Below are 26,831 nucleotides of genomic sequence, written 5' to 3'. Positions count from 1 at the left end.
TTTATTTCCCCCTGACTATAGTTCCAAGCGTTTCGCCTAAAACTGCTTTTTTAATATTGCCCTTTTCCATAAGTGAAAATACAATTAATGGAATATCGTTATCCATGCATAATGAAGATGCAGTAGAATCCATAACTTCCAAACCTTCTTTAAGCACATCCAAATAAGAAAGCTCGTCATACTTAACAGCATCTTTATCTTTTACTGGATCTGCATTATAAACACCGTCGACATTGTTTTTAGCCATCAGAATTACGTCTGCTTCAATTTCAGCTGCACGCAAAGCTGCGGTAGTGTCTGTAGAGAAGTAAGGATTTCCTGTACCGGCCGCAAAAATAACGACCCGATTTTTCTCAAGATGTCTGATTGCACGGCGTCTAATATAAGGTTCTGCCACTTGTCTCATCTCTATTGAAGTTTGAACGCGTGTTTCAATACCAAGCTGCTCAAGGCTATCCTGCAGGGCCAAGGAATTCATAACGGTTGCAAGCATCCCCATATAGTCCGCATTGGCCCGGTCCATGCCCATTTCGCTTCCAATTTTGCCGCGCCAGATGTTTCCGCCCCCTACAACTACAGCAACTTCCACATCCAAAAGTGCAACTTCTTTGACTTGTTCAGCTATAGATTTAATTATAGAAGGATTGATGCCAAAGCCTTCTTCACCGGCTAATGCTTCACCGCTTAGTTTTAATACGACACGTTTATATTTCGCGCTGCTCATGAGAACCTCCAACTATGTAATCTTGAATTCATCTTGTTTTCCAATTCAACTCTCAGGTATTCATAATGGTTCAAAAATAGGGAACACAATTGTGCTCCCTATTTATCATTTCAGATGTTTTTAAATTAGTCTTTTTTAACTTGGCTCATTACTTCTTCAGCAAAGTTATCTTGACGCTTTTCGATTCCTTCTCCAACTTCGTAGCGGACAAAGCTCTTAACAGCAGCGCCTTTTGATTTTACAAATTCGCCAACCTTTTGGTCAGGGTTTTTAACGAATGACTGATCCACAACACAAATTTCTTCATAGAATTTGCCGATGCGTCCTTCAACCATTTTAGCAACGATTTTTTCTGGTTTTCCTTCATTTAATGCCTGCTGAGTAAGAACTTCGCGCTCGTGTTCGATTTCAGTAGAATCAACTTGGTCACGGGACACATATTTAGGTCTTAATGCAGCGATATGCATGGAAACGTCTTTAGCAGCATCAGAGTCAGTTGTTCCTTCAAGAACAGTCAATACTCCGATTCTTCCGCCCATATGCAAGTAAGCGCCGAAAGCGTCATTATCGCCCTTAGTCACTACTTCAAAACGGCGAAGATTTAATCTTTCACCAATTTTCGCAACTGCAGCATTGATATGGTCAGCAACAGTAGCGCCATTATCCATTGTCTGCGCAAGAGCTTCTTCAACAGTGGCTGGTTTCTTTGCAAGCAAATGCTGAGCAAGTTCTTTAACAAGAACCTGGAAGCCTTCATTTTTTGCAACGAAGTCTGTTTCTGAGTTCACTTCAAGGATAACTGCTTCATTTCCTTCTGTAACGATGTAAGCAGATCCTTCTGCAGCGATGCGGTCAGATTTGTTAGCGGCTTTCGCAATTCCTTTTTCACGAAGGAAATCGATTGCTTTATCCATGTCTCCTTCTGTTGCCTGTAAAGCTTTTTTGCAGTCCATCATGCCTGCGCCTGTTTTTTCACGCAATTCTTTAACTTGCTGTGCAGTGATTGCCATTGATAAAATCCTCCTCATAATTGTATGTATTGGTTTTTGCATTCTGTTTTCATTGTGACAGAAAACTGCCGTCTTTTCCAATTGGAGCCCGGAAAAGATTATTTTTCAAAGCCTGCCTGGCAAATGACCAAGCGCTGCGAATACTGAAGTGCCTATGGCAATTTTCAGTTTCCCGCTTGGAAAATTTCAAAAAAAAGTGATAAAAGGCATTATCCTCTTATCACCTTTTCGCTGAGCATTAAGCAGTTGTTGTTTCAGTAGCTGTTTCTTCGCCTTGTTTAGCTTCCAAAATAGCATCAGCCATTTTGCCAGTTAACAATTTGACAGCACGGATTGCATCATCATTTGCAGGAATAACATGATCGATTTCATCTGGATCACAGTTTGTATCAACAATTCCAACAAGAGGAATGTTCAATTTATGTGCTTCAGCAACCGCAATGCGCTCTTTGCGCGGGTCAATGATGAAGATTGCATCAGGAATGCCCTTCATATCTTTAATTCCGCCTAAGAATTTTTCAAGGCGTTCTAATTCTTTTTTAAGTTGGATAACTTCTTTTTTAGGAAGCACTTCGAACGTTCCGTTTTCTTCCATCTTTTCGATATCTTTAAGACGGGCAATACGCTTTTGGATTGTTTCAAAGTTTGTTAAAGTTCCGCCTAACCAGCGCTGGTTCACATAGTACATACCAGAACGGATTGCTTCTTCCTTAACTGATTCCTGAGCTTGCTTTTTAGTTCCGACGAAAAGGATTGTTCCGCCATTAGCTGCTACTTCTTTAACGAAGTTGTAAGCTTCTTCAACCTTTTTAACTGTTTTTTGAAGGTCGATGATGTAGATGCCGTTACGCTCAGTGAAGATATATTTCTTCATTTTCGGGTTCCAGCGACGTGTTTGGTGTCCGAAATGCACACCAGCTTCAAGCAATTGTTTCATAGAAATTACTGACATTATAGTTCCTCCTAAATGGTTTTGTTTTTCCTCCGTCCCGATCATTTTCATACAGAAACTGTCAAACAGCACCATCTGCATGAATCACGAAAACGTGTGTATTAACACCAAAACATAATATAGCATAACCTCATGACACAATCAAGCCATTTCGTCCATTATGTCCTAAATTTTAATAAAAGTTCGATTTCAGTTTTTCCTTTTTTCAGTTTCTGGGCAATATCCTCTGTACCCATTCCAGATGTGTAAAGTGCAAACACTTCATCCGACAATGACGGCTGTACTTCATTCTTTCCGGCCAGCTTTGAGAGAAGTTCATCTTTAAAGCTGGCTGTCCCGGAAGAAACAGCAGGAGGCGTACTATCCAGGGAATTTTCTTGTCCTATTGAAACTGCAGGATTTTCAATTCCTTCTATTTCTAATATATCTTCAGGGCCGGCTTGAGGGATGGCATCATCCTGATCTTCCGTCATGCCCTTCTGCGGATTATTTTTATACGCTCTAAGAGCTTTCTTTTTATGAATATTGCCTCCCTTAATTTTTAAGGCTGAAGGCATATCCGGTTCCAAGAGTGGACTCTCTTCTAGTGCTGTTTTTCCCTTTATATCGGCTTTGGCTTTTTTATCCGCTGCAGAGCCGGCAGGTATTTCCCCGCTTTGACTTTTTTTCTTAAAGTTAAGTAAAAAAGCCTCATTTTCTTCTTTCACTTCCATTAAATAAGAGGATAATAGATTTTCCATTTCTTCCATCGTATCTGCATGTTCCTTTTCTGCATGCATGAGGCGGTTTTGCCTTAAAAATAAAATAATGACTGCGAAAATGGTAACGATGTTCATTAAAAATAGCAGAAAAATAAAAAACACAAGCATATAATCCCTCTTATCCGCTGTAATCTATACTTTTTCCTTTGAATGTGCGAGCAGAACGAAGAGCCCTTTAATTGCCCGGCTTGCGGGATGTCTTTCTCTCAGGCCAAAGCCATCATTCCCTTTTGTTGCATCATCCTCCCCTTGCATTCCGGCAGCTTGCCTGCATCAGAGGTCCACGGAAGAACTTTTGGAGTCTGGAATTACTCACTTTTGTCCGGCAAGCTTACTGAGAGCCATTACCAGGATCATAGTTCTGCAGGCTTTCCGTTTGATTGATACTAACTATATTAGCTTAATTCTATCATTTGTTATCCTTCATCGTCGCCCTCAGCTTATAAATTGCCCTTGAATGAATTTGAGAGATTCTTGATGTTGATAAATTCATGACTTGTCCTATTTCTGTCAGTGTCAGTTCCTCTTTATAAAAGAGCTGAAGGACCAGCTGTTCTTTTTCATTAAGAGATTCAATGACTTTGGCAAGTTCACTGTAGAGTTCCTGCTTCATCAGGTTTTCCTCAGGCAGCAGCGCCTTTTCATCTTTAATATGAAAATGGCTTTCTTTTTCTTCCTGCTCTTGAGGATTTTCATCCATTGATAATACATTAGCAAAAAAGTTCTCGTTTAAAGCTGTATAAACCTCATCTTCTGTAATATTCAAACTGCAGGCAATTTCTTTTGGGGACGCATTTCTCATTAGCTCTTGTTCCAGTTTTTCTGCGGCTGCTTCAATTTTTTTTGCTTTATCGCGGGCGCTTCTGGACAGCCAATCTTCTTTGCGGAGACCATCAAGAATGGCCCCTCTTATACGAAAGGATGCATATGTATCGAATTTTAGATCCCTGTATGGATCAAAACGCTCCAATGCATCAAAAAGACCCATCATCCCAAGACTCCTAATGTCATCACGGCTGACACTTTTAGGCAAGCTGACAGATATCCTCTGAACGTGAAATGAAACCAAAGGCAGGTATTTTTTCACCAGCTGATCCCCAGCATCAGGGTCATGGCTCTCGATCCAATTTTTCCAGTGTATTTGCTCTTCTAGGGTAGACAATTGAGACATCGGACTCCTCCTAACGCTGTATGCATAATGGTAAAAAAATGATTTGAACTGATATTTTGCTTCTCCATTATCTGGGATGCCGAAATGCCAGGTCCGAACAAAAATGTTTCAATATAACTATTATAACAAAAACAGAGAATCAGTCATATAACCTGTATACCCTACCAATGGTCTATATTTACAATAAAAATACATGCATAGCTCCAATTCACGCCTGATTTTGGATTGCAGGCCAGTTCTTTTCCATCAGCGCAGAAACGATTAAAGGACGAAAGTGCCGGCACCTCTCTTCATGCTTCCGAAAATACCCAAAAACCTTCCACTTTGCACATTTCAAATAAGCTGATAATTGGCCAGAAAAAAAACAGCAAAGCTGCACTCTGCTGAATTTCTTATTTTTTTATGTATGAGCGTTTAAACTCATTATCATGGACGAAAAATGAATCAGTTAAATCAGCTTGAATGAACAGAGTTATTCCTTGTTGCAGCTGCTAGATATTTTTCGCCGCTTTATTTACCGTGCGTATATTCAGCAGGCTTGTTTTAGGATTGAATTCAATGGTCCGTCCGCAGCTTCCCCCGATATCTTCTGAAATCAGCTGGATGCCCAGTTGCTGCAGCTCATGCCTAACTGCCTCGACGTTTCTAGGTCCGATGCGCATTAAATCTTTGCCTGATGTGAATTGAAACATTTGTGCCCCTCCCGCCATTTTTGCTTTTAAAAACGGCTCTCTTGCTCCTGCCTCAATAAGTCTTTGTACAAGCTCAACAATAGCCGTATCAGCAAATTTGGCAATATTGATCTGACCGGTCTTTGACAAAGAAGAATGAGGCAGCATGACATGAGCCAAACCTGCTATCTCCTTTAAAGGGTCATAAATGACAACTCCAACACACGAGCCAAGCCCGGAAGTACGGATTACTTCCGCTGTCCTTGCAATCCCCATGTCTGCAATTCCAACTTTAATTATCGTTGCTGTATCAGTCATGATGACCAGCCCCCAATGAAGCAAAAATGGTTTCAAAAGCATCGGAATCAGGAAGGAACAAAAAATGTCCATTAACATATTCATTGGAGGTTCCTGCTTCATGGAGAGCTGTATCTATGGCAATGACATAATCGCTTGACTGGGAAATTTCCAAGATCCCGCATCCAATCTGGGCGCCAGCCATATCGATGGATAGCTCAGGCACTGTAGGATAAAGATCCAATCCAGTAAAACTTGACAAGGCAGACAGATAAGAGCCTGACAGAATATTGCCAGCCTCTTGAAGAGCAGAAAGACCAAGATCTGAAAATGGCTCAGAAAAAAGGTCTGCATGTTCTTTGGTCATTTGCCGGATAAAGTATGCAGCCTGGCCAAGCGGAAGCACAAAAAATATGCTTCCATGTGCATCTCCCTCGATTCTGAGAAAGACACTGGCTACAACCGCCTCTGCTCCTCCTGATAATTCCATCGTTTCAGCCAGTGAGAGTATCCTTACCTGCGGAACCTTCATTTCTATCTTTTTATCCAGCAGTGCAGAAAGGGATGTTGCCGCATTCCCTGCACCAATATTTCCTATTTCTTTCAAAATATCAAGATGCCAAGCCGTAATGTTTTCAATAAATGACATGACTTATCCTTCTTTTCCTGCTAAATCTGCATGTTCCTCAGGATTAAGGATCTTTTCCATATTTAAAAGAATCAGAAGCCTCTTTTCAATTTTTGCCACTCCGCTTATATATTCCGCTTCAATTGCACCTACTACTTCAGGCGGCGGCTCTATGCTGTTTACCGGCACATCCAGCACGTCATTGGCTGAATCTGTGATCAGTCCGATTTCAAGATCATCCAGGGTAACAATGATAATTCTCGTCCGGTCTGTGTATGGACGCTCTTCAAGTCCAAATCTGGCACGCAAATCAATGATAGGAGTAATGACCCCCCTTAGATTAATAACACCCTTTACAAAAGGAACCGTTTTAGGGACACGTGTGATGTGCAGGACTTTTTCAATACCGCGGACATGGCTGACAGGTATTGCATATTCTTTATCTTCAATTTGAAATACGATGATTTTAACATCTTCGGCTGCTGTAAGATTTGACAACATATAACCTCCTCATTTATGGACGGATTTACGTCCGCCGGCCTTTGTTTCAGATAGAAAAAAATCTCGTTCAATCACTCAGCCGTTTTTTTACTTATTTTATGGCCGCTAAAATGGCATTGCTGATTGCGGATTATCCCGGCTCCTGCGGTATTTGAGTTTCCTTCCCCGCAGAAGCACTAAAATCCGGTGATGAAACCAGCAGGCAAGCTTAAAAGGGACTATTTTATAAGAGCGTTGCAGTCGATAATCAATGCAACTTGACCATCTCCAAGTATAGTAGCACCGGAAATTGCGAAAACAGAAGTAAGATAATTGCCGAGTGTTTTTAACACAATTTCCTGCTGTCCAATAAATGTATCAACAACAAGCCCAGCCATTTTATCCCCTTTTCTGACAATCACAACTGAATAAAACTCTTCTTCCTCCATATACACAGGAACATCAAAGACATCTTTTAAGAAAAGAAGCGGCAGCACTTTTCCTCTGAAATCAATCACTTGCTGATTATGCGCATTCATAATATCTTCTTTTTTGATAATGGCTGTTTCTATAATTGAAGAAAGCGGAATCGCGAATTTTTCTTTTTGTATTTCAATCAGCATAACCGAAATGATGGATAATGTAAGCGGCAGCTGAATCAGGAATGTAGAACCTTGTCCTGGTGAAGAATCAATAGATACAGAGCCTCCCAGCGATTCTATCTTATTCTTGACAACATCAAGACCAACTCCCCGGCCTGATACATCGGATATGACTTCAGCTGTTGAAAAACCAGAAGCAAAAATAAGCTCATACACCTGTTTATCAGTTAATATAGCTGCATTTTGTTCAGAAATTATTCCATTGCTGATCGCTTTTTTAATGACCCGTTCTTTATTAATGCCAGCACCATCATCTTTAAGCTCAATGAAAACGTGGTTGCCGCTGTGGAACGCTTTAAGAATGACAGTACCTTCTTCACTTTTCCCTTGAGATTTTCGGATTTCGGGAGTTTCGATGCCATGATCTAAAGCATTTCTTATAAGATGCACAAGCGGATCTCCAATTTCGTCAATTACGGTCCGCTCAAGTTCTGTTTCTGAACCGATCACTTCAAGATTGATTTTTTTGTTAAGATCACGCGCCAGCTGCCTCACCATTTTAGGAAAACGGTTAAATACTGTTTCGACAGGAACCATACGCATATTTAAAATAATGTTCTGGAGATCTCCTGTCACCCGTGACATTCTTTCTACCGTTTCATTTAATTCCTGGTTGTTTAGCTCTTTTGAAATTTGTTCAAGCCTTCCCCTGTCTATAACCAGTTCTTCAAATAAATTCAGCAGAATATCCAGCCTCTCAATATTGACCCGGATTGTTTTAGATCCTTGCTGTTTACCTTGAGTCTGTTTTTGTTTTTCCGGCTCTTGGACTTTGGCATCCCCCGTGTTTTCAGGAGCGTTCTCTATGGATTGCTGCACTTTTTTTGGATGTCTCTGAGTTTCATTGCGCAATACTTCCAGATCAATCGCATGAATCTCAACATGCTCAACCTCTGAAACCTTCATGACTTTCTTTTTCAGATCTTCTTTATTTTCTTTTGAAATTACAGTTACCGTGAATGAGTGATCAAATTGTTCCTCTTCCAATTGTTCAGCAGAGGGATTGGATTGAATGACTTCGCCTATTTTCTCAAGGACTTCAAAAACCATGAATACCCTGGCAGCTTTTAATAGGCAATCTTCACGCAGGCTTATAGTAATTTCGTAATTGGAATACCCCTGCTCCTGGGATTGCTGCAGCACAGTCAATTCAAACTCATCATACTCACTTTTGCTTAACGTTTCTTTTTCTGCAAGCATTAAACCTGCCGCCACTTCCCCGCTGGCAGATTCCACGATAGGAGACTGGCCGTCTTCTATCAATTGCAGTTTTTTGACAACGTCTGTAACATCCCGTTTCCCGTCTCCTCCTTCAGCAATCGACATGACCATTGCTTCTAGGTCATCCACCGCCAAAAAAATGACATCGAATATTTCGGAGTTGAGGCTTATTTTCTGGTTTCGGATTCCATCCAGCACATTTTCCATTTTATGTGTCAGGTTAGCCAGGTCCTCGTACCCCATCGTTGCCGACATGCCTTTTAATGTGTGTGCTGAGCGGAAGATTTCATTAACAATCAATAAATCTTGCGGAGACTTCTCTAATTCGAGAAGCTGTTCACTGCATGTTTGCAGGTGCTCCTTGCTTTCTTCTATAAAAACTTCCAAATACTGATTCATATCCATAGAAATCCGCTCTCCTCAATTAGCAATAGCTGACTATCGCATTTGCTATATTTTCAACATTCTCTACTGAATCGATTAAGTTCGTACTGATGGCTGCTTTTGGCATTCCAAAAACAATGGAGGTTTGCTGTGACTCAGCAATCGCTTTTACCATGCCTTTTTCACTCATGCTGACAAGCCCTTTTGCACCGTCAGAGCCCATGCCTGTCATGATGACGGCAATTTTGGCATAATCCTGCAGCTCGCCTGCTGATTCAAACAAAACATCCACAGAAGGTCTATGGCCGTTTCTCTGCTCTGATTGTTCAAGTACTGCAAAAAGGCTTGCCCCATTTTTTTTCATTTTGAGATGAAAGCCTCCAGGAGCGATATATGCGGTGCCATTTTTAATGATCTCACCGTCTTCTGCTTCTTTGACTTCTATTTCGCAAAGTGAATTAAGCCTTTTCGCGAGTGATTTGGTAAATCCGGGCGGCATATGCTGAACAATGATAATAGGAGACTCGATATTTTTAGGAATCCTTGTCAAAACTTCCTGAAGAGCCCTTGGTCCGCCCGTAGAAGTACCGATAACAATAATTTTTTTTCCTTCTTTCTCCCATAGCGATTGTTCCGGAACCATCTTTCGGACCAGAACTTTATCCCTATATCCATTGCATGTAAGCACCTGTTTTTCAACATCATCTGTACTGTTCCGGAGATTCTGGATATTGGCTTTGCTGGCGGCCACTATCTTTTCAATTAAATCACTTTTGATTTTATGCAAATCAAGCGATATCATCCCGGAAGGCTTTGCAATAAAGTCAAAAGCGCCGTTTTCCATCGCAGACAGGGTATTTTCAGCTCCAGCCCTTGTAGAGCTTGAAAGCATGATAACTGGAACGGGGCATTCCGCCATAATCCGCTTAAGGGCGCATAGCCCATCCATAACCGGCATTTCAATGTCCATAGTTACGACATCAGGCTGATATTGTTTAATTTTCCTTATAGCATCCTTGCCGTTCCGGGCGATCCCGATAATTTCAATTCTGCTGTCTTCATTCAAAAATTCGGAGATAAGCTTTCTCATAAAAGCGGAATCTTCTACAATTAAAACCTTAATTTTAGACATTATTAAGGCCTACCTCCCTAACAAGTATCTTTTAACATTCTGCATGAAGCCCTTGCTTTTCGGATCAGTGAAATTGGGGGCTTTATTGATAAATCTAGTTGTAATATCGGTAAGAGATCGTGAAACATTAGCATTTGGGGCAAAAATCATGAATGGAACCTGTTTAGCCACAGCTTTAGATACAGTTTTGTCATCCGGCAAAATGCCGAGCGGGCTAATTTCTTTATTAAGGAACCTTTTTACGGCATTTTGTACCCTTGCAATAGTGTCCATCCCCTCTTTTCTGTTATCTGCCCTGTTGCAGACCAGGTGAAAAGGCATGGAATCATTCAGCAAATAAATATATTTCATAACCGAATAAGCATCCATCACAGAGGTGGGTTCAGGGGTTGTAATAATAATCAGCTCTTCAACACATAATAAAAATTTAGCCGAATCTTCACTAAGACCGGCTCCCATGTCAAACAGGATAAAGTCATACTCTTCGAGAATACTATTGAATTCCTGTGAAAAACGGCCAAACATCTCTTCTTTTAAAGAAAATAAATGTAATAGTCCTGTTCCGCCTGCAATAATAGAAATATTTTCATAGCCGTTTGATATGATTTCTTTTAGCTTCATTTCTCTTTCAAAAAAATCAAGAATCGTATATTGCGGATGTTTCCCCATCAGAATATCTATGTTCCCCATACCGATATCCATATCGAATACCAGCACCTTATACCCTTTTTTGGAGAGCGCGATGGAGAAATTCAAGGAAAAATTGGATTTGCCCACACCGCCCTTTCCGCTGATGACAGCGAGAGTTTTAGCCAGCTTTCCATCATTCCGGCTATTAAGCATCATCCTCAGGCTTTCAGCTTGATCCTTCATATTTTTTCTCTCCAAAAACAGTTTCTATTATATTTTCCGGTGTTGCTTTCTCAATGTCATCAGGAACATTTTGTCCATTTGTTATATATGCCGCACCTACTTGCTGATGAATCAAAAAATTAAGCATTGCTCCATATGTGGCCGTTTCATCCGCTTTTGTGAAAATCAGCTGCTTGATAGGTATAGCTGAGAACTGTTTATATATATCTTCCATATCTTTTTGTTTAGATGTCAGTGACAAAACAAGATAGGATTCAGTATCATAAGAAAAATCGATAATATCCTTTAAGTCACTAACATATTGGGGATTTCTGAAATTTCTGCCTGCCGTATCAATAAATACCGCATCATAATGCGAAAACCTCTCGGCGGCTTTCCTGAAATCCTCCAGATTATAGGCAACCTCGATAGGCACATTCAGAATCTTTGCATATGTTTTCAGCTGGTCAATCGCAGCAATCCTGTATGTATCCGTAGTAATAAAAGCCACTTTTTTATTTTGTTTTAAAATACATTCAGCAGCTATTTTTGCCAATGTAGTAGTTTTCCCGACTCCAGTAGGACCGACTATCGTAATATATTTTTTTTCAAAGTTACTTGCAGCGAACGCACCTGTTGGCATTTTATCAAGAAGTGCCTCTTTACTATACTGATTCAGCTTTTCTTCAGGGATGCCACCTCCAGCTTCCTGCCACCTGAGCATCAGTTTCTCCATGATTTCGGCAAGAATGGCTTCATCTACTTCCTGCACGCAGAGAGCATCCCAAATTTCCCTTAAAGGCTCCGGTAAATTTTTTTGAGAATCCTTGGATTGCATTTTTAGAATCAGAGATTTTAAATCTGCTAATTCCTTCACCACATCAGGCTGCGGCTGCATAGGCTGATGTAGTGAAGGTGGTGAAGGCTTTGCCGCCATGCTGTTATCAGCTTTTGGAACAGCCGGCTGTTTTCTCTCTTTTTGCTTTCTTGCTTGAAGGCTGCTGCTGTCGGGATCAGCAGCAGCTATTACTTCGATGCTTCTTTTTTTAAATAAACCAAGAAATCCGCCGGAAAATAGCGGTTTTGAATTTAAGATGACTGCGTCCGCCCCGAGCTCTTCCCGTATTTGCTTCATGGCTTCTGACATAGAAGACGCCGTATACTTTTTTACCTTCACCCTATGTTCACCACCCCAACACTTTGTACTTCAATATTTGATTCCAGCTCATTATAAGAAAGAATCGGAACCTGCGGGAAATATCTTTCTGTTAATTGCCTTACATACATACGGACAGCTGGAGAACAGAGGACGATGGGAGATTGCTCCATAAGTGCCAGCTCTTCAAGCTTTGAAGAAATGGATTCCAGTATTTCCTGGGAATCATTGGGATCCAATGAAAGATAATTGCCATGCTCTGTCTGCTGAACGGAATCTGCTATCGTTTTTTCCACCCTGCCAGAGAGAGTGATAACTTTCAGGCTTTCTTCTCCTGAAGACAGCTCGTTCGTAATTTGCCTTGCTAAATTCTGGCGTACATATTCAGTGAGCAAATCGGTATCAGAAGACATCTTTCCGTAATCTGCCAGCGTTTCAAAAATAACTGGAAGATTCCGTATTGATATTTTTTCGCGGAGCAATTTACCAAGCACCTTTTGCACTTCACCAATGGTTAATGGATTAGGTGTCACTTCATCCACTAGAATAGGTGCTGTTTCATGCAAGTGATCGATCAGCTGCTTCGTTTCCTGCCTGCCTAATAATTCATGCGCATTTGCTTTAATGACTTCGGTAATATGCGTGGAAACCACACTGGGGGGATCCACCACAGTATATCCCATCATTTCTGCATGCTCTTTCACATCTTCTGCAATCCATTTGGCCGGCAATCCGAAAGATGGCTCAATCGTATCTATGCCATCTATGGAATCATCTTCAATGCCTGGGCTCATGGCAAGGTAATGATCAAGTAAAAGTTCTCCGCGGGCCATTTCATTACCTTTGATCTTCAGACGGTATTCATTGGGATTCAATTGAATATTGTCCCGGATTCTGACAACAGGGATGACAAGACCCATTTCAATGGCCAGCTGCCTTCGGATCATCACCACACGGTCAAGAAGATCTCCGCCCTGATTTGCATCAGCAAGAGGAATCAGACCGTAGCCAAATTCAAACTCAATCGGATCAACACTCAGAAGATTGACAACACTTTCAGGGCTTTTCATTTCTTCTGTATCAATTTCTTCTTCCATTTCCTGCAGTTCCAATTCGTTAGGCATGGGTTTCTTTTTAATACTGTAGCCTGCAAATGCAAGCAATCCCGCGATAGGTATAGTCAATAAATCAGTGATAGGCGTAAACAGCCCGAGAAGAAAGATGGTAGCTGCTGTCACATAAAGCATAGTTGGATAGGCCAGCAGCTGTGATGTGATGTCAGAGCCCAGATTTCCTTTTGAGGCAGCTCTTGTTACAACAATACCTGTTGCCGTTGAAATCAGGAGGGCCGGAACCTGGCTGACAATTCCGTCCCCGACTGTAAGGAGAGAAAAGTGGGATGCGGCTTCACTGAAACCCATTCCCTGCTGCAAAATCCCAATGACCATTCCAAAAATAAGATTTATCAGGACAATTATGATTCCTGCAATGGCATCACCTTTGACAAACTTGCTGGCTCCGTCCATGGACCCGTAAAAGTCTGCTTCCATTCCTACCTTTTCCCGCCGCTCACGTGCCTCAGCTTCTGAAATCATTCCTGCATTCAAATCTGCATCAATGCTCATTTGCTTACCTGGCATCGCATCTAAAGTAAAACGGGCTGCTACCTCGGATACACGCTCAGATCCTTTTGTGATTACGATAAACTGGATAATGATCAAGATAAGGAATACAACTAGTCCGACAAGAACATTTCCGCCAACAACAAAGGTTCCAAACGTTTCGACTACTCCACCGGCATCCCCTTTAGTTAAAATAGAACGGGTAGTCGAAACATTCAGCCCAAGCCTGAATAGCGTAAGCAGCAATAACAGCGAAGGGAAAATGGAGAATTCAAGCGGCTCCTTCATATTCATAGTGGTAAGAATAACAAGAAGTGCAAGAGAAATATTCAATAAAATCAATATACTTAACAACCATGTTGGCAGGGGTATGATCAGCATGGCAACAATCATTATGACACTTATCAAAACCGTTAAATCTCTTGCTGACATATTACTTTTCTCTCCTAACTGATTTTACTGCGTGTTTATATCAAGTGTTCAAGGCATATACAGCCTGTCCAATTTTATATCTTGCCTTTTGTCTTATATACAAAAGCCAGAATTTCAGCAACTGCTTTGAAGAATTCTTCAGGAATTGCCTGGCCTATTTCAGTCTGATCATAAAGTGCCCTTGCGAGAGGCCGGTTTTCCATCATAATGATGTCATTTTCTTTTGCAACAAGTTTTATTTTCTGGGCGATAAAGTCAGCACCTTTTGCAATTACAAAGGGTGCATCCAGTTTATCTTCATCATATTTAAGGGCTATGGCAAAATGTGTCGGGTTTGTGATGACCACATCTGCTTTCGGCACTTCCTGCATCATCCGCTGCATGGCCATTTCCCTTTGCTTTTGTTTGATTTTCGACTTAATTAAGGGATCGCCCTCTATATTTTTATATTCGTCCTTGATATCCTGTTTGGACATCCGAATATTTTTTTCAAAGTCAAATTTTTGATACATGTAATCTAAAAGAGACAAAAACAGCAAAGCGCCTGTTGCATACAGGCCCACTTTTATCGTGATATCGGCCAGAGTAATCATGGCCGTCCCTGCACTTTTTTGAGAAAGTGTCATGATTTCATCCATTCGCTGCCAGATAACAAAAAAGGTTACCAGGCCTACGAATGATATTTTCAAAATGGATTTTAAAAGTTCGACGATTGCCCTAAGAGAAAATATTCGTTTAAAACCCTTTATCGGGTCTATTTTATCGAGTTTAAATTGAATGCTTTCTGTGGAAAATAAGAATCCTACCTGCATAAAATTGGCTGCTGCCGCTGCAGCTAATGCTGCTCCAAGAATCGGTGCCAGTATAAGGGCCATTTTTTTCAGAATATGAACAAGCATAGCCTGGGTATTTTCTTCTGTCAGCTTATAAAGCATAAAATCTTTTTGAAAAGATTCCTTCATAAGTCCTAAAAACTGATCTTTCATATAAGTGCCTGAAAATAACAGAACAAGAAAAACAGCAAGCAAAACGGCAGCTGTATTGATATCCTGGCTTTTTGCCACCTGCCCTTTTTTTTTGGCATCTTCTCTCTTTTTTGGTGTAGCCTTTTCTGTTTTTTCCCCTGCGAAAAATTGCAGATCCAAACGAAGCCAGTTTACATCCATCCTATGTTCCTCCCATGAGCTTCATCAGCCCTCTCATGGTAATGAGCAAATACCCAAATAGATGCTGCACAGCCACCATCATCATGCCCATTACAGCAATAAGAACGAGAAACCCTGCTGCAATCTTAACTGGTATCCCCACTACGAAAATATTTAACTGCGGGACAGTCCGTGCGACAATTCCAAGCCCCACGTCTACCAGAAACAAACTTCCCACAACAGGTATGGACATCTGAAAGGCAATAATGAAAGTCTGATTAAAAGCCTTAACCATGTACAGCATAAGATTTTCGCTCCCAAATGGAATGAACATTTTGTCTATCGGGATAAACTGATAGCTGTAAAATATGCCATCCATCAATAAGTGGTGGCCGTCTGATCCTAATAAAAATAACAGAGCGATGGTATATAAGTATTGGCCAGTGAGCGGACTTTGGGTACCGGTCTGGGGATCAATTACATTGGCAATGCTGAAGCCAAGCTGAAAATCAATGAATCCTCCTGCAATCTGTACGGCGGAAAGTATCATATAGGCTGCGAAACCAATCATCAAACCTACCAGCATCTCTTTTAATATGAGCAGGAAATAGGCTGAATCTAATTCAATAATGGGTGCCTTAATTGAATAGTACATAATCCAGGAAAGAAAAAAGCTGAGGCCTATCCGATGAGAACTGGGCACAGTACGGTATGAGAAAAACGGCATGGTCACAAAAAATGAAGACACACGCACGAACACTAATAAAAATGCAGGAAAATAAGGCAATATATTTTGCATGATTAACCTACAAACTGATTCAGATTGCTGAATATTTCATTTGCATATGACAGCATATGGCTCAGCATCCACGGACCGAGCAGAATCAAACCCAGCAGCACCGCTACAATTTTCGGGACAAACGCGAGAGTCTGTTCCTGGATTTGCGTAGTCGCCTGGAATATGCTCACAAGAAGGCCTACACCAAGAGCTATCAGTATGAGCGGCCCGCAAACAATCAGGATGGTATATATGCCTTGCTTGGCGACTTGAACAACAAAATCGGGACTCATATTCTTCACCTGCTTTACTAAAAGCTTTGTAATAAAGATTTCACAACTAAATACCAGCCGTCCACCAGAACAAATAGAAGGATCTTAAATGGAAGGGAAATCATTACCGGCGGCAGCATCATCATTCCCATTGACATCAGCACACTCGCAATAACCATATCAATGACAAGAAAGGGTATAAAAATCATGAAGCCTATTTGAAATGCTGTTTTAATTTCACTTATTGCATATGCAGGAACCATGGCTGTCAATGGGATATCCTGAATGGTTTTTGGTTTGCTTATTTTTGCATAATCCAGGAATAATGCAAGATCTTTTTGCCTGGTATGGGCGCTCATGAATTCTTTGAATGGCACGGACGCACGGTCATATGCCTGTTCAAGATTTATTTTCTCCTCAAATAATGGAGTGAGGGCCTTTTCATTAACCTGCTGAAAAGTGGGAGCCATAATGAAAAATGTCAGAAAGAGCGCAAGCCCTACAATTACCTGATTGGGAGGCATTTGCTGAGTTGCAAGCGATGTTCTAACAAAACTCAGCACGATAATAATCCTCGTAAAGCAAGTCATCAAAATCAGGATGCTTGGCGCAAGCGACAGCACAGTAAGCATAAGGACTAGTTTTACGGAAGTAGAGACATTTCCGGGATCGCTGCCGTTAAAAAATTCCATGAACTGATTCACTCTGTGTCTCTTCCCTTCTTTTCCATTTCCTTGAAAGTTCTTTTTCTGCTTTCAGACATTTCTGCGAGCTGTTCTTTCAACCGCAGCGAAAAGCTTGAACCGCCCGAACCTTCCTTTTTTTTGCTGTCGATCTTCTTCTTCAACTTTGAAAGAATATCAGCCGGCTGAAGCAAATGATCCATTCTGCCATTGTAATTATCAAGGATTTCCTTATACTCGGCTTGATCATCTATTTCCTTCAGCAGCTGTATGTTTTCTCCCACTCCCACAACAAGCATCCTGCCCCCCACCTTGATGAGCTGGACAGAGCGGTTTGAGCCAAGGCTTGCACCGCCCAGATTTTCGATAAAGTTTGCTTTTTGATAGGCCTTGCTTTTTTTATTCATAAACCTCAGCAGCAGATAAAGAAGTGCCACTACAAATATCGTAGCGAGGATTACCCGTAAAAAATCCATGAATGTTAATCCGGCACTTCCCGCTTGGAGGTTTGCAGATTCTTTTGCTGTTTCTTTTTTGCTGTTTCCCTGATCGTCATTCGTCTTGGCATAAGCATCTTTTACACTTTTATCAAGAGAAGAGGCTTGTGCAAAATCAGCCGATGTAATAGGAGCAGCAAAAAGAAGCAGCAAAGCAAAAGTTATTTTTGTTATGAACGCCAAGATGATGACACCTCTTATGTGTTAGCTTAATGTTTTATTAATAGCCTCTAATACACGGTCAGCCTGGAATGGTTTAACGATAAAGTCTTTTGCGCCGGCCTGGATGGCATCGATGACCATCGCTTGCTGCCCCATGGCGGAGCACATGATGACCTTGGCATTAGGATTTAGTTTTTTAATTTCCTTCAAGGCAGAAATGCCATCCATTTCAGGCATTGTAATATCCATTGTGACCAGGTCCGGCTGTGTTTCACGGTATTTTTCCACTGCCTGTGCCCCGTCTGCTGCTTCTCCTACAATTTCAAAACCATTTTTTGATAAAATATCCTTAATCATCATCCTCATGAAAGCTGCATCATCAACAATCAATATTTTGTGTGCCATTTTATTTTCCCCCTGATTATCTAAGTTTTTTTAAACGATCTGATTGACTGACTATATCTGTTACTCTTACTCCGAAGTTTTCATCAATGACAACTACTTCTCCTTTGGCTATCAGTCGGCTGTTAACCAGGATATCAACCGGTTCTCCTGCCAGCTTATCAAGTTCGATGATGGATCCTGAAGATAATTCAAGAATTTCCTTTACCGAACGATTAGTTCTTCCAAGCTCCACCGTTACCTGTAAGGGTATGTCCAATAGCATGTTAAGGTTTTTCGTTTCCGTCTCCTGCAAGGGATATGGCTGGAATTCTGAAAAACTTGCCGGCTGTACATTCACTTTCTGATTGGTATCTTGATATGAAGATCCCAAATGCTGAGGAGTTCCAGGGTTTTGGTGCACCGGAGCAGAAGCCTGTGTGTGCTGCTGTGTGTACCCTCCATATGCATGGTCATTTCCATTATAGGATTGCTGATGTTCATTGGAAATCCGGCTCTCGTCAACAGCCTCTGTATGGGAAGATACAGAAGGAGCCTGTTGTGTTTCTTTGGCATGATTTTGTTCATGTCCAGCTGGCGAACCATTGGACACGAATGCTTCATCGCTCTGCGGATTCAGCAATTGGTCTACAAGACTTTTTGCAAAATGCAAAGGAAGAAGCTGCATGATCGATGAATCAATCAATTCCCCCACTTTTAGCCTGAAGGAAATTTTGGCCAGATAATCTTCCTGGGGAATGGTCTCTTCTCCTTTTCCTTCTTCAATATTTAAAATATCAATTGTCGGCGGCGAAATGTCGACCTTTTTACTGAAAATGGTTGACATGGAAGTCGCCGCAGATCCCATCATCTGGTTGAAGGCTTCCTGTACGGCGCTCAGCTGGATTTCTCCAAGAAGATCTGCCGGTTCGATTCCATTCCCGCCCAGCATTAAATCGGCAATAATGGCTGCATCGCTTTGTTTAATAACAAGAAGGTTGACACCAGAAAATCCTTCTGTGTAATTTACCTGTATGGCTACATAAGGCTGAGGAAATTCCTCTGAAATCCTGTTTCTCTCGATTAAGGTAACAGATGGAGTCGTTATCTCAACCTTTTGATTTAATAAAGTTGACAAAGCAGTAGCGGAGCTTCCAAAAGATATATTTCCAACTTCGCCAAGAGCATCTTGTTCCATCGAAGTTAAAAAGTCTTCTACATTCGGAGCTGCTGTTTCGCTGATATCATCTGTCCCTCTTAAGAGGGCATCAATTTCGTCCTGCGAAAGCATTTCATCACTCACCATCTTCGTCTCCCCCCTTCAAAGTATCTAATATTTGGATGGCTATTTTTTTGCCGGCCTTGCCTGGCTGCCCTGTGAATTTCGGGACTTGGCCTACCATAATGGTTAATGGCGCATCAATGGACTGATTCAGTTCGATAATGTCCCCAGTATCTAAGTGGAGAAAGTCATTAATTGAGATATCAGTTAGTCCAAGCTCCGCTATAATCGGCAGTTGGGCATGTTTCACCCGATTTTCCAAGGTTTCAATTTCTTCAGGCAATCTTTCCTTCTTAGATGTCTGCATCCAATAATGAACAGATAACTTTGGAATGATCGGTTCCAGGACAACGTGCGGTATGCAGATATTAATCATCCCGCTTGTTTCGCCAATCTGGGTATTTAAAGAAATGACTACTACCGTTTCATTCGGGGAAACCATTTGCAGAAATTGAGGGTTTACCTCAAAGTCGGTAAGGATCGGTTCTATTGCTGAAACGCCTGCCCAGGCTTCCTGAAGATTTTCAAATCCTTTTTCGAAAAGATTGGACATGATTCTTGTTTCAATCTCTGTCAGGTTATCAACCTTATTCACACTTGCTCCGCGTCCGCCAAGCACCCGGTCCATCATCGCATAGGCAATATTCGGATTTACTTCCATAAGGATTCTTCCATCTAACGGCGGCACCTCATAAACATTTAATATCGTCATTTTCGGGATTGACCGGATAAATTCCTCATAAGGTATCTGATCAGCCGAAGCCACGGTAATTTGGACATATGTGCGAAGCTGTGCGGAAAAGTATGTGGTCAAAAGCCTCGCAAAGTTTTCATGGATCCTTGTCAGGCTTCGGATTTGATCTTTTGAAAAGCGCAATGCTCTCTTAAAATCATAAACTTTTACTTTTTTCTCTGACTCTTCCTTTTTCAATTCATCCGCATCCATTTCCCCAGTGGAAAGTGCGGAGAGAAGAGCATCTATTTCGTTTTGCGAAAGTACTTCACCAGACATAACATCACCTCCCAAATATCCTAGATTGCTGTTTTAGGCTAATATCCTTTATTGAAGGATAGAGGAGGTTATGTAAACCTGTACAATGTGTCCTTCTTTCATAAGAGCATTGACCTTTGTTTTCAGTTGTTCTTCAAATTTAATCTTGCCGGCTTTGCCTTTTAATGCCTCGGGTTTCATATCTGATAACTCAGTGATAATGATGTTTTTCACCTGAAATATCCTTTGTTCAAGCTCCTTTTTAGCATCAGTGCTGTCTGTTTGGATGGTAAACGACATTTTAATGAAATCCCCGCTTCCAAGGTTGGTAGTGATTTCAGGAATATCAACAGATGATTTTACAATTTCTTCAATGGATGGATCCTTTTTTTCTCCGTTTCCATTGAATTTTGTAATGGCCACTACAGCAAGCACCCCGACTAATGTGATGGACACCAGTATAATCACCATTATTGTTACAAGCTTATTTTTCATTATTCATTATCCTCCAGGTCATGACGAAATCCGAGAACATTTACGGCTTGATAAAAGGCAATGATCGAACGTGTAATTTCATCTTCCGGCTCACTGACTATAATTTTCTTTCCATTTGTGAATGTAATGGTCGTATCCGGGTGCGATTCAACCGTTTCTATATAAAGAGCATTGACCGTAAAACTTTTTCCGTTTAATCTCGTAACTTTAATAATTTTTATAGGAGCTAAAGAACAAAGATCTCAAGCTCCCTCCCTCCCTTACCTTATCGTTTTAGATTAACAAGCTCTTCAAGGATCTGGTCAGATGTAGTTATGATGCGTGTATTAGCCTGGAATCCGCGCTGCGCCACGATCATGTCAGTGAATTCTTCAGAAAGGTCGACATTCGACATTTCGAGCATGCCTGATTCAATTGAACCTAAACCATTCGTTCCAGATGCACCAGGTACAGGGGCCCCGGAGTTATTTGTATCTTTAAAAAGGTTGTTGCCTGCTTTGGAAAGACCTCCTGGATTAGAGAACTTAGCCATTTCTATTTGACCTGCTGGAGTTAAAGTGCCAGCGGAATTTGTGTAAGAAACAGTTCCATCCTTGCCGATCGTTATGTCTTTCGCGCCAGGTAGTATTTGAATAACGCCATTAGCTCCTTTTAAATATAATCCATCGCTATTAACAATGTAACCATCCTTATCCAGATAGAAATTCCCTGCTCTAGTATAAAATTGCTCAGAGTTAGATCCGCCAGTATAAACAGTGAAATATCCATCACCAGAAATGGCTAGATCAAGCGTTCTCCCTGTTGTCTGCATAGAACCCTGTGTATCAATGGTATCAATTGCAGACATTTGAGCTCCTAGCCCTACTTGCTTAGGGTTTATGCCTCCTTTTCCAGTCGCAGAAGACGGACCTGATGCCCCCTGCATGGTCTGGCTGACCATATCCTTAAAGACGGTCCTTCCCTTTTTAAAACCATAGGTATTGACATTGGCAATATTATTGCCGATTACATCTAATTTTGTCTGGAAGTTTTTCATTCCGCTGATTCCAGAGTACATTGAACGAAGCATGTGTACGTTCCCCTTTCTTTATGGCTGCTTCTGTCATTCCGCAGCCGAGGCCCCCTTTTCAGGTCCAGCCTTATCGATCTAGGATGATCGTTCCGTTTATATTGGTGAATATCTGGGATGATGCTTCATCCCTGTCCATGGCAGTGATCACTGTGTTATTCTTGGCGCTTACCACAAGTGCCGCATCTTTTGTCAGCACAAGAGATTCAGTCACGCCCTTTTTTCTTGCTTCCTTCACACTTGATTCTATTTTTCCCCAGAGGCTTTGGTCGATTTGTATATTTCTTTGAGTCAGTCTAAGCTGGGCATGTTTTGAGAGGGTAAGCTTATCGTTTCTGGCTGCCTGCTCCAGATGGCCTGCAAATCCTGTCTGTGCCTTTTTTCTAACACCTGCACCATTTGAAGGAAATACAATCGGGTTTTGTGTTACCGGCCTGAAAACTGGTTTTTCCATAAGACCGCCCCTTTATGAACCTGCTATTTTAATAATTTGGTTTGCACTTAATTTCGTGCCTGCTGCATCATTCAGTTCAAAAAATGTTTTACCGTCTTTCATGGAAACGGATTTCACAGAGGCAGTGGTTTCATTTTGGCTGCCGTCTAGCCATGTGACGGATTTCCCGATCAGCTCACTTGCAGAAAACAGGTTATTTCCTGTGCTGGCTGCAGTATCATTTACCTGGGAAATGTTGGCCGGCTCAAGCTTCGTTCCATCATCCAGAATGAAATATACACTGTCATCCTTAAATTGAAGTGAAACTACTGTTCCGCTTCCAGTATCAAAAGATTGCTGTGTATTTGAATCTGTATTATCCGAGAGTTTATGCCAGGTTACATTTTTTCCGACAAAAGAGTTATAAGCAATCATTTTATTCTGCTGCTCTGTCTGGACAAATTTATTAATGCTTGATGTCATATTTGTAATTTGTTCCAATGTTGAAAATTGTGCCATCTGGGCAATGAAATCTTTATCCTGCATCGGATTTGTCGGATCCTGGTTCTGCAGCTGAGTCATCAGCAATTTCAGGAAATCGTCTTTTCCGAGAGTATCCCCCGTTTTTCTTTCCTGCTTGTTTTGATAGCTTGACAGCAGCAGCGAAGTATCTATCGATGCCATATTTTCACCTACACTTTCATATTAAGTAGCACTTCAGCAAACCGGTCACTGAAAGGGTCGCGGTCTTCATCCGTATCCTCTTTAACTTGTTCCTGTCTTTGCCGCTCCTGATGCCCGGGGTTGTCTCCTTGTCTTGAAAAAAACCTTTCCTGCGAAAAGCTGCCTGCAGTCTGTGAAATTTCTATTTTTTCCAGCTGGAGATTTTGGCTGGATAGTGCCTGTTTTACACTTTGCAATTGTGTTTCCAGCATATCTTTTGCCTTGGCTGTAGTAGCAACTATTTTTGCCGTCATAACTGAATCCTTCTGCATGATCTCAATTTTCAATGATCCCAGATTTTCCGGATTCAATTTTATAAGCAGTTTTTGCATGCCTCCGGGTCCGGTTAATTGAGCTTTGCTCAATATGGTTTCAAACGCTTTAATAAATTGCTCCTGATTGACCGGCTGTCCGTTTTTCTCCGTTTTCAGCACAAATTGTTCTAATTTAGTAATTTGAAGGTGCAGTGAATTTATTGTACGGGGCTGCATGTCGGCCTCACCCGCTTTTTCCTGCGTTCCAGTTTTTGCATTTTTTCCTGTTAATGTGTTTGAGTCCCCAATAATCCGGGAATAAGCACTTTTGAGGATGTCTAAAGACTTATTTTCCTTATTGTCAAAGGCTGTTAGCAAAGTTGATGAAAAGCTTTTTCCTTTAGGCAAAGAATCATTTTCTGCAAGATTTTGAAGTGTTCCTGAAATTTTCTCAAGAAAGCTCTTCAATTGATGGCTTAATTCCGCATCATTATGGGTCATATCCTGATAAGGAGTTATGAGCACCTGGATTTTTGCCGCCTTTAATACTTCAGCTGCACCCTTTAGATCAATCTTCTTCCATTCCTCAGGCTTTAGCTTAGATAAATCCTGAATAAGAGTAAGCAGCTGCAGGATATTCCCGGCAAAACTGTTATCCTCTTTTGAAGTACCTGAATTGTCACTACTGTCTTCTTTTAGGGAGTCTGTCTTGCCGCCAAGAAGCTTTGTTATGTTTTCGGCCTCATCTTCACTGCTGTCCTTTAATAGCGAACCTATTAATCCGGATAATGCTGGACTTCCTGGATTCACTGACAAATCTTCCGGCAATGGGCTATTGTTTTCACCCGCTTTACTGCTGTCCATCTGCAGGAATGAAAGAATATCTTCTATCACCTTCAGCTGGTTCTGTCCTTGGCTGTTATTTTCTTTAATGGACTGATTATTTCCATTTAAAGATATAGCCGCTTCTAGTACAGAACCGAACGTGCCCAAGGTTTGGGAGGCGTCTACGGCTCCATCCGCTTTCTGGGCCAATTGAACCTGCTGGTTTCCCTTTGCTGGCAGAATACTTTCAATATTTATGTTTCTCACCTCCTTTAAAATAGTTCTTGACTTATGGAGTTTGCTGCTGATTGAAATCAGTCAATTTTTTTGTCAGGCGCGCTGCATCTGCAGGCTGCATTTGTTCCATGATTGCAGCTAATGACGCCGCTTTTATTTTGCTAAGAATCTTCACTGCATTATCATCTGGCATCTTAGTTAAAATGGGAGCCGCTTTTTTGGGTGCCATTGTTTCATAAGTTGTGATAATGTCTTTCATTGCCCTTTTGTTATCAGCTTGAGCGGCATTCAAGTCTTTTATCTCGTTTTCAAGCTGCTGCTTTTCAGCACTGTTTTGCTGGATTTCCTGATCTTTGCTGTCAATAATATTTTCAAGTTTAGTAACTTCCGCTGTTTTGCTTTTTATACCAGCTTCTAATTGTGCAAGCTGCTTCTTTGAATCAGCACTGCCTTCTTTTGCCGCCTTGCTGTTCTTATCGCTGCTGTTCGTCATTTTAGAAATGAACGGGATATTATCAGCCAGGGATTTTGAAGCATGCATTACATTAACCCCGGCAAACGAAAGGACAATTAAGGCAATCGTTATGGTAAATAAAAGCGGGATCAGCACGACAAAAAGAAACCATTGAAGCCTATTGTATTTTTTCTCTTCTTTATCCATGCATTTGCTCCTTGCAGTCTCCTAGTAGTCCTTATTCATGAACTGCCTGATCGAAATTTCATCCATATTCTTGTTTTCATCTGCTTTTATGATATCAAGGAATCTGATAAAATCTGTTTCTTTCATTTTTTCATATTTCTTAACTTCCATGTTCTTCTGCATCAAGCTCTCCTGCTGCCTGATCATTCTTTCTCTGGCTTGCAGTACCTGAAGCTGGGAATGCTCGATTAGTTTCTCGAGATTATCCATAAAAGACTGATTATGCCTGATTTCCTGTACCGAAAGCCCTTTGTTAAGTTTTTCTTCCTGGAATTTCTGCAAGTCTTCTTTTTTCTTCAGCAGTTTATAAAGCTTTTCTGCAGCCTCTTCGAACTCTTTCAGAGCACCATGATATTTTGCCAAGGCATCTTCTTTTTCCTTTTCCCTGATGGTCAGAATTTTGTCAAATTTGTACTTATAAATCATTCAATCTACTCCATTTCCATCAAATTCAAAAGGGACTGGATGCTTTCGTCCTTGGACATTTTTTCATGTGTTCCCTGTTTTAAAAATGAAATGATTCCCGGCTGTTTTATTATTGCTTCATCAATGTCTTTAGAAGAGCCTCTTTTATAGGCACCAATATTTATTAAGTCTTCGGACTCTATATAAGTAGATAAAGAGGATCTCAGTTTTTCCGCCGACTCTTTATGTTCCTGGCCGACAATCCCATTCATGACCCTGCTTATGCTTTTCAAAACATTAATTGCGGGAAACTGGCCTTTATTGGCTAATTGGCGGTCTAGAACAAAGTGCCCGTCGAGAATTCCTCTAACTGCATCGGCGATAGGCTCATTCATATCATCTCCGTCAACCAATACGGTGTAAAATGCTGTAATCGATCCCTGTTTGTTCGTTCCGGTCCTTTCTAAAAGCCTCGGCAATATCGAAAAGACAGAAGGAGTATAACCTTTGGTAGTCGGAGGCTCGCCAATCGCCAGTCCAATTTCCCGCTGGGCCATGGCAACCCGTGTGACAGAATCCATCATCAGCATGACATTCATCCCTTTATCGCGAAAATACTCAGCGATAGCTGTCGCTGTCAATGCCCCTTTAATCCTCATTAATGCAGGCTGGTCTGATGTAGCCACTACAACAATGGATCTTGCAAGTCCTTCAGGGCCAAGATCCTTTTCAATAAATTCCCTGACTTCTCTTCCTCGCTCACCAATCAGCCCGATTACATTTAAATCGGCATTTGTATTTCTTGCGACCATGCCAAGCAAAGTGCTTTTCCCTACTCCGCTTCCTGCAAATATCCCCACACGCTGTCCTTTGCCGACAGTCAGCAGGCTATCAATCATTCTGACACCTACATCAATGGGTTCATTTATGGGCGGCCTTTCCATAGGGTTAGGAGGATCCCTGTCTATGGGCACTGATGCAAGCCCTTTAGGAAGTGCTGAGCCATCCAAAGGATTTCCCAATGAATCTACCACCTGTCCGATAAGCCCTGAACCGACCTTAACCTGAAGTGACTGTGAGGACGCTTCTACCATGCATCCCGGAGATATATCACTGATGGCATCATACGGCATCAGTATCACCATTTCTTCCCGGAAACCGACCACTTCTGCTTGGATAATTCTTTTCTTGCCCTTTATTCCGGCATGAATAAAGCAAACATCGCCTACTGAACTTTCAGGACCCTGTGATTCGATCATTAGCCCCACAACCCTTTTAACCCTGCCATAATGTTTAACTGCAGGACAATCATCAATCAAAGGAAGCAGATCACAAGCCTTCATT

General features: G+C 41.4%; 30 protein-coding genes. All 30 read right to left on the bottom strand.

What is annotated here, in order from left to right; genetic code table 11:
* Nucleotide 1: 1 nt before the first annotated feature.
* The 30 genes from pyrH to fliI all read right to left on the bottom strand — a co-directional run bounded on the left by pyrH (nucleotide 2) and on the right by fliI (nucleotide 26,830).
* Nucleotides 2–724, bottom strand: coding sequence for a UMP kinase (gene pyrH / locus BIV59_RS00815; protein WP_071349531.1), 723 nt, complete (start codon nucleotides 722–724; stop codon nucleotides 2–4).
* A gap of 125 nt (nucleotides 725–849) precedes the next feature.
* Nucleotides 850–1,734 carry a translation elongation factor Ts gene (gene tsf, locus BIV59_RS00810; RefSeq protein WP_071349530.1) on the bottom strand — a complete coding sequence of 295 codons (885 nt, stop codon included), beginning with the start codon at nucleotides 1,732–1,734 and terminating at the stop codon, nucleotides 850–852.
* Nucleotides 1,735–1,972: 238 nt separating this feature from the next.
* Nucleotides 1,973–2,686, bottom strand: coding sequence for a 30S ribosomal protein S2 (rpsB, locus tag BIV59_RS00805; RefSeq protein WP_071349529.1), 714 nt, complete (start codon nucleotides 2,684–2,686; stop codon nucleotides 1,973–1,975).
* 158 nt (nucleotides 2,687–2,844) lie between these two features.
* A complete protein-coding gene (locus BIV59_RS00800; RefSeq protein ID WP_071349528.1) occupies nucleotides 2,845–3,555 on the bottom strand; it encodes a hypothetical protein in 711 nt (236 codons plus the stop codon).
* Between the two features lie 301 nt (nucleotides 3,556–3,856).
* Entirely contained in the window at nucleotides 3,857–4,618 is a 762-nt protein-coding gene (locus BIV59_RS00795) for a FliA/WhiG family RNA polymerase sigma factor (protein ID WP_071349527.1), read from the bottom strand.
* 491 nt (nucleotides 4,619–5,109) lie between these two features.
* Nucleotides 5,110–5,607, bottom strand: a complete 498-nt coding sequence (locus BIV59_RS00790) for a chemotaxis protein CheD (RefSeq protein ID WP_071349526.1) — start codon at nucleotides 5,605–5,607, stop codon at nucleotides 5,110–5,112.
* Nucleotides 5,600–6,235 carry a chemotaxis protein CheC gene (locus BIV59_RS00785; RefSeq protein ID WP_071349525.1) on the bottom strand — a complete coding sequence of 212 codons (636 nt, stop codon included), beginning with the start codon at nucleotides 6,233–6,235 and terminating at the stop codon, nucleotides 5,600–5,602. Before BIV59_RS00785 ends, BIV59_RS00790 begins: the two co-directional genes overlap by 8 nt.
* Before the next feature lie 3 nt (nucleotides 6,236–6,238).
* Complete coding sequence (locus BIV59_RS00780; protein WP_071349524.1) at nucleotides 6,239–6,715, bottom strand: chemotaxis protein CheW; 477 nt, start codon at nucleotides 6,713–6,715, stop codon at nucleotides 6,239–6,241.
* A 218-nt stretch (nucleotides 6,716–6,933) separates the two neighbouring features.
* Nucleotides 6,934–8,982, bottom strand: coding sequence for a chemotaxis protein CheA (locus tag BIV59_RS00775; protein WP_071349523.1), 2,049 nt, complete (start codon nucleotides 8,980–8,982; stop codon nucleotides 6,934–6,936).
* A gap of 19 nt (nucleotides 8,983–9,001) precedes the next feature.
* Nucleotides 9,002–10,093: a protein-glutamate methylesterase/protein-glutamine glutaminase gene (locus BIV59_RS00770; protein WP_071349522.1), complete on the bottom strand. Its 1,092-nt coding sequence runs from the start codon at nucleotides 10,091–10,093 to the stop codon at nucleotides 9,002–9,004.
* 9 nt (nucleotides 10,094–10,102) lie between these two features.
* Nucleotides 10,103–10,966, bottom strand: a complete 864-nt coding sequence (locus BIV59_RS00765; RefSeq protein ID WP_071349521.1) for a MinD/ParA family protein — start codon at nucleotides 10,964–10,966, stop codon at nucleotides 10,103–10,105.
* The gene (gene flhF / locus BIV59_RS00760; protein ID WP_071349520.1) at nucleotides 10,950–12,122 is read right to left on the bottom strand and encodes a flagellar biosynthesis GTPase FlhF; all 1,173 of its coding nucleotides are present in this window, start codon (nucleotides 12,120–12,122) and stop codon (nucleotides 10,950–10,952) included. Before flhF ends, BIV59_RS00765 begins: the two co-directional genes overlap by 17 nt.
* Nucleotides 12,119–14,155, bottom strand: coding sequence for a flagellar biosynthesis protein FlhA (gene flhA / locus BIV59_RS00755; protein WP_071349519.1), 2,037 nt, complete (start codon nucleotides 14,153–14,155; stop codon nucleotides 12,119–12,121). The genes flhF and flhA overlap by 4 nt, the downstream gene beginning before the upstream one ends.
* A 74-nt stretch (nucleotides 14,156–14,229) precedes the next feature.
* On the bottom strand, nucleotides 14,230–15,321 hold the full coding sequence (flhB, locus tag BIV59_RS00750) for a flagellar biosynthesis protein FlhB (protein WP_071349518.1): 1,092 nt from the start codon (nucleotides 15,319–15,321) through the stop codon (nucleotides 14,230–14,232).
* Between the two features lies 1 nt (nucleotide 15,322).
* On the bottom strand, nucleotides 15,323–16,099 hold the full coding sequence (fliR, locus tag BIV59_RS00745; protein WP_071349517.1) for a flagellar biosynthetic protein FliR: 777 nt from the start codon (nucleotides 16,097–16,099) through the stop codon (nucleotides 15,323–15,325).
* 2 nt (nucleotides 16,100–16,101) lie between these two features.
* Nucleotides 16,102–16,371: a flagellar biosynthesis protein FliQ gene (gene fliQ, locus BIV59_RS00740; RefSeq protein ID WP_071349516.1), complete on the bottom strand. Its 270-nt coding sequence runs from the start codon at nucleotides 16,369–16,371 to the stop codon at nucleotides 16,102–16,104.
* A 17-nt stretch (nucleotides 16,372–16,388) separates the two neighbouring features.
* The gene (gene fliP / locus BIV59_RS00735; RefSeq protein ID WP_481747404.1) at nucleotides 16,389–17,042 is read right to left on the bottom strand and encodes a flagellar type III secretion system pore protein FliP; all 654 of its coding nucleotides are present in this window, start codon (nucleotides 17,040–17,042) and stop codon (nucleotides 16,389–16,391) included.
* Nucleotides 17,043–17,050: 8 nt separating this feature from the next.
* A complete protein-coding gene (locus BIV59_RS00730; RefSeq protein ID WP_071349514.1) occupies nucleotides 17,051–17,713 on the bottom strand; it encodes a flagellar biosynthetic protein FliO in 663 nt (220 codons plus the stop codon).
* A gap of 21 nt (nucleotides 17,714–17,734) precedes the next feature.
* Nucleotides 17,735–18,097, bottom strand: coding sequence for a response regulator (locus BIV59_RS00725; RefSeq protein ID WP_071349513.1), 363 nt, complete (start codon nucleotides 18,095–18,097; stop codon nucleotides 17,735–17,737).
* Nucleotides 18,098–18,113: 16 nt separating this feature from the next.
* Entirely contained in the window at nucleotides 18,114–19,379 is a 1,266-nt protein-coding gene (fliY, locus tag BIV59_RS00720) for a flagellar motor switch phosphatase FliY (RefSeq protein WP_071349512.1), read from the bottom strand.
* Nucleotides 19,369–20,367, bottom strand: a complete 999-nt coding sequence (fliM, locus tag BIV59_RS00715) for a flagellar motor switch protein FliM (RefSeq protein ID WP_071349511.1) — start codon at nucleotides 20,365–20,367, stop codon at nucleotides 19,369–19,371. The genes fliY and fliM overlap by 11 nt, the downstream gene beginning before the upstream one ends.
* Before the next feature lie 48 nt (nucleotides 20,368–20,415).
* Entirely contained in the window at nucleotides 20,416–20,841 is a 426-nt protein-coding gene (gene fliL, locus BIV59_RS00710) for a flagellar basal body-associated protein FliL (protein ID WP_071349510.1), read from the bottom strand.
* Nucleotides 20,841–21,056, bottom strand: a complete 216-nt coding sequence (locus BIV59_RS22615) for a flagellar FlbD family protein (protein ID WP_083391979.1) — start codon at nucleotides 21,054–21,056, stop codon at nucleotides 20,841–20,843. The genes fliL and BIV59_RS22615 overlap by 1 nt, the downstream gene beginning before the upstream one ends.
* Nucleotides 21,057–21,106: 50 nt before the next feature.
* Nucleotides 21,107–21,910 (bottom strand): flagellar basal body rod protein FlgG, encoded by an 804-nt coding sequence (gene flgG / locus BIV59_RS00705; protein ID WP_071349509.1) that lies wholly within the window; start codon nucleotides 21,908–21,910, stop codon nucleotides 21,107–21,109.
* A 70-nt stretch (nucleotides 21,911–21,980) separates the two neighbouring features.
* A complete protein-coding gene (locus tag BIV59_RS00700; protein WP_071349508.1) occupies nucleotides 21,981–22,364 on the bottom strand; it encodes a TIGR02530 family flagellar biosynthesis protein in 384 nt (127 codons plus the stop codon).
* Between the two features lie 12 nt (nucleotides 22,365–22,376).
* Entirely contained in the window at nucleotides 22,377–23,027 is a 651-nt protein-coding gene (gene flgD / locus BIV59_RS00695) for a flagellar hook assembly protein FlgD (protein ID WP_071349507.1), read from the bottom strand.
* Between the two features lie 8 nt (nucleotides 23,028–23,035).
* Entirely contained in the window at nucleotides 23,036–24,355 is a 1,320-nt protein-coding gene (locus BIV59_RS00690; RefSeq protein ID WP_139194276.1) for a flagellar hook-length control protein FliK, read from the bottom strand.
* Between the two features lie 79 nt (nucleotides 24,356–24,434).
* Nucleotides 24,435–25,043 carry a MotE family protein gene (locus BIV59_RS00685; RefSeq protein WP_071349505.1) on the bottom strand — a complete coding sequence of 203 codons (609 nt, stop codon included), beginning with the start codon at nucleotides 25,041–25,043 and terminating at the stop codon, nucleotides 24,435–24,437.
* A 21-nt stretch (nucleotides 25,044–25,064) separates the two neighbouring features.
* The gene (fliJ, locus tag BIV59_RS00680) at nucleotides 25,065–25,508 is read right to left on the bottom strand and encodes a flagellar export protein FliJ (RefSeq protein ID WP_071349504.1); all 444 of its coding nucleotides are present in this window, start codon (nucleotides 25,506–25,508) and stop codon (nucleotides 25,065–25,067) included.
* Nucleotides 25,509–25,513: 5 nt separating this feature from the next.
* Nucleotides 25,514–26,830, bottom strand: coding sequence for a flagellar protein export ATPase FliI (gene fliI, locus BIV59_RS00675; RefSeq protein WP_071349503.1), 1,317 nt, complete (start codon nucleotides 26,828–26,830; stop codon nucleotides 25,514–25,516).
* Between the last annotated feature and the right edge of the window lies 1 nt (nucleotide 26,831).

Origin of the sequence: Bacillus sp. MUM 13 (genome assembly GCF_001866725.1) — a bacterium.
Taxonomy (GTDB): Bacteria; Bacillota; Bacilli; order Bacillales; family DSM-1321; genus Peribacillus.
This window is presented reverse-complemented; position numbering and strand designations above follow the sequence as displayed.